Source organism: Leptolyngbya cf. ectocarpi LEGE 11479, assembly GCF_015207065.1.
GTDB classification, from domain to species: Bacteria; Cyanobacteriota; Cyanobacteriia; order Phormidesmidales; family Phormidesmidaceae; genus Leptothoe; species Leptothoe ectocarpi.
This window is the reverse complement of sequence record NZ_JADEXP010000472.1, coordinates 1-3,925: the sequence shown is the minus strand read 5'-3', so window position 1 is coordinate 3,925 and position 3,925 is coordinate 1. Positions and strand designations below refer to the sequence as shown.

Annotated in this window: 3 protein-coding genes; all 3 read right to left on the bottom strand. The window is 47.2% G+C overall.

Annotated features, from left to right (window positions below; translation table 11 throughout):
- The coding region (locus tag IQ260_RS28525) for a DUF3386 family protein (protein WP_193996453.1) at positions 1-99 on the bottom strand (99 nt) is incomplete at its 3' end.
- Positions 100-183: 84 nt separating this feature from the next.
- Positions 184-840, bottom strand: coding sequence for a peptide-methionine (S)-S-oxide reductase MsrA (gene msrA, locus IQ260_RS28520; protein WP_322745070.1), 657 nt, complete (start codon positions 838-840; stop codon positions 184-186).
- 199 nt (positions 841-1,039) lie between these two features.
- Complete coding sequence (locus IQ260_RS28515) at positions 1,040-3,751, bottom strand: nSTAND1 domain-containing NTPase (RefSeq protein WP_193996451.1); 2,712 nt, start codon at positions 3,749-3,751, stop codon at positions 1,040-1,042.
- Positions 3,752-3,925 lie beyond the last annotated feature (174 nt).

The following is a 3,925-nucleotide window of genomic DNA, read 5'->3' as shown; positions in this document are numbered from 1 at the left end:
TACATCGGTGGTGTAGCCAGGAAAGTTGCTATCCCAGGTGTAACGGTTTTCATAGGCGGCACGCATGATATCGCGCGCAGAAAGCTGTACGGCTGTCATAGATATTTGTTGGTTACATCTACCCTTTACTTTAGTCAGTTTTTTAACCGTTGAGCATAGGGATATGCGCAGAGACCGTGGCCGTTATTCAGGTTCAGATCCCCAGAGTTCTGCTAATCGCTGGTCGCGGCCGCAGCCAAACCGGTAGAGCCGGTATCGAGCCGGGTGGGTTTGGTAGTAATTCTGATGATAATCTTCTGCTGGATAAAATGCTGTGGCTGGCAGAATCTCAGTTGCAATTGGCTGACCTAGCAGCTCACCTACGGACTGCTTAGATGATTTGGCCAGTCGTTGCTGAGGGTCGTCATCGTAGAAAATAATGGAGCGGTACTGGCTCCCTCTATCACAAAACTGCCCTCGCGCATCTAGAGGATCTACATTACGCCAAAAGGTATCTAACAAGGTTTCATAGCTGACACTGTCGGTATCGTATTCCACTTGGACCACTTCTGCGTGGCCTGTCGTCCCTGACGATACCTGACGATAGCTAGGAGACTCCACCGTACCTCCCATGTAGCCGGAGGTGGTGTTGGTTACTCCCGATAGCTCATCAAAGGGATGTTCCATACACCAAAAACACCCTCCGGCAAATGTTGCCTGGGCCGGTTCTGCTAAAGCTGTGGCTGTTCCTAGAAAGGATAAGGCAAGGGTGAGCAGGATACTCATCAGAAGTCTTTGCTGTAGCCGCCACTCTAAGAGCAGTTTTTTGAAAACGTTAGCGATAGAAAGCACAACGGTCACTTTTTTGAAATCCTTATATCCAAGGAATTACAAAGGCTACTAGCACAAAGGAAAACGCAGCTAGTAGCCAATAGTCAATGTACTGCTTGATTATAGGGCTGATTCTATGGCCCATTATTGATGTCTCCTATACTTTACGGCTAGCCGACCTCGATTGTCGCAGGTTGTTGAAACCATACAAACACAGATTTTAAGAGGCCTACTCACTTTTCTCAAACTTCAGCGGGATATCAGACTTATCCGGTAATGACGCCGAGCTTGTTATGATAGCGCTCGGTGTCATCAGATTTGCTAGCTGGGTGACAGATATTTGGCTCAGGTCAGATTGGGGATGCCTATGGTTAAAGTCCAAAATTTGGGAGGTAATTGCTAAACGCTTAGCTCCTGTTTGGCCCCAGCGTCGGGGTAATAATGTATTCAGCGGCGTGCCTGATACCGGTATGAGTTGGGTCGGTATCACTGCCGTAGTTTTAGAGGGTGTAGTTTCAGAAACTTCGGTGTTAGAGATGGGCTGGATCCGCCAGGGGATCCTCAACTGATGGCGTACCAGCGATACTGTCATCCCTGCCATTACGGCTAGGGGCAACAACACTGCAACACCTCGAGTTTGCCATCGCTGGTATGTGGCGTTGCCTTGACTCACTGCCACATATCTTTGCGCTAGAGTGGACAGCTCTTGTCTATGTGTATTCAAAAACTGCCCAATATCTTTTAGGTACTGTTGTCCTAGTAAGTAGTCGGAGCATCGAGGCTCACCACGGTGGTGCCAAACCCATGCCCTCTCTTCCAGGTCTCGCCGCTGGTAGAGGATAGCGCGGGTAGGGTAGTGCTGTAGCCATTGACGTAGCAAAGGCCAATCCAAGATCAGCGATTTATGAGCCAGCTCGACAGTTTCCTCTGATGCCCGTGATTCTCCTAGGAATGGTGTTTGGTGAGCAACTAGCCAATGTTTAGTATCTGTTATTTCGTGTTCATAAGTTGTCCAAGTAGTAGCTGGGACTGTGCATCCTTCTGGATTGCAAGTGGGGATTGTTTGCGGCTTGTTGGAAACGATCAGTCTGGCGGCAGTTAATTTCTGTAGTACGCGTTCAATTAAGTCTATTGAAAATTGTTGATTTACTAATTCAAGTTTACGAACCGAACGACACTGATCAAGACGTCCTTCCCCTAAATCACACAGGGCGATAAATATTCGCTGTACAGCAGCTTGTTCTTCGGAGGATAATGACTGATAACAATCCGTTGCTCGGTGGATCAGGAGTTTAGAGCAACGGCCTAACTTCATATAGCTCTCTAAAGACAGACAAGGTCCCCCTTTGCTGTAGGACGTCGGTGTACGATGACGCCATAGTTCATAGAGGGTCATCTGTAGCAGGGCTAATTCACCTGGGGCGCCCGTCAAGTCCAATGTGAGATTATGAATCAGGTAGGGATCAATCTTGAAGCCTACTTTTTCTGCAGGTTTTTCAATCACATCTCGAATGTTTTGATAACTCATTGGAGGCATGATGAATCGATTTTTATCGATGAGTGAGAATAGCTCACCATGAGACATCAAACCATCCATAGCGTTTGAGCGAACGCCAATGATCACACCGAAGGCAACAGATGGGTTGCACAATGCTGTCATCAAAATATGGATGATCTGTTGGCGTTCTTGCTGAATGTGAGGATCGGTAGTGGGGGTGAACAATGCTTCAAACTGATCGATAATGAGCCAAAATTTAGTCGCAGTAGGCTGTTGCATCAGTGCTGCGGTGACTAAGTTGACCAAACCGTTGGGTTCATGGCGGAGAAGTTGTTCGGCTTGTAATAGCTCATTAGCAACCGTTATCTCCTGATGGGCAATGGTAAAGGCTGCTGCCAGATTTTTTAAGGGTTGTGCACCCAGCTGGACATATCGCACTAGCCAATGCTCACTGCCTGGAATATCATGGCCAGCGGCAAGACGAGGAATCAGCCCCGCCCTTAGCAGAGATGTCTTGCCGCTACCTGAAGCGCCAACCAAAGCGCATGTAGTTCTATCTTGTAGGGCTTGGAGTAAGTCTTGAAGCAGAGTTTCCCGGCCAAAGTAATAATCAGCATGCTTTTCTTCAAAGGGCTGAAGACCACGGTAAGGGCAAAAATTAAAACAGTACTGTTTTAGACGAGAGATAATGGATATGCTTTCTTTCTGAGTAATATGACGGCCTGACTGCTGGGTAATAACAATTTCACTGCCCCCTTGTTCAAAGAGCGGTTGTTGCAGCTCTTGACTCAGCTGGTTAGTGATTGAAGCGACTAGATCAGTGCTAGTGATCCTTCCCTGAGGAGTCTGTTGCGGTAGCAACCCTGATAATAAGGCTTGAGTCAGTACGCTGTAATCACTTTCGAGGGATTCATAGGCTTCTTCATATTCGCGAGAGGCGGCAATAAATAAATAGCTTTGACCATCACATCCCTGCCATGATTCATCTTTTAAAGATAGAAATTCACCACTGTGGCAGCAGTCTAGAATAACAATAATTTGGCGTACAGGGCTATGTCTAATCAAGCGACGTAGCCAAGATAATGAGAGTCCACTGTTAGCAGTGTCTGGCCGAGTATCACTCGCTGCTAGGTATCCTTCCCGGATCCCTATCTCTCGTTGCAGACCATGCCCTGAAAAATAGAAGAAGACAGCCTCAGGGATATGATCTCCTTTAGGCACTAAGAGACGTACCAGACTATTTTCAAGCTGCTGTGTAGAAACCAGCGTTTGTTGCCCGATCTGGGGACGATGATCGGTAATCATCTCAGGTAATCGTCGTACGCGGAAGTTACCATAGGTTTCGAGTAGCGCGGCTATGCCTTCGGCATCTTTTGCGGCAGCCGTTAGTCTTGGTAAGTCCTGATATTGATTAATTCCAACAATAAGGGCATCCCGTGACATAGTTGATAAATCCTAATTGGCATTGAGGGGCATCATGATTTCTCTTTGATGCAGTGCTTTGAGAGTGGAGAAGGTTTTAGTCTTCAATAGGTTTGTGTTTTGAGTGATGTGAGATAACCTGCGGGTGGAGCTACTGGTAGTGCTTCTGTCGCTATGTTGTGCTTAGGTCTAGTG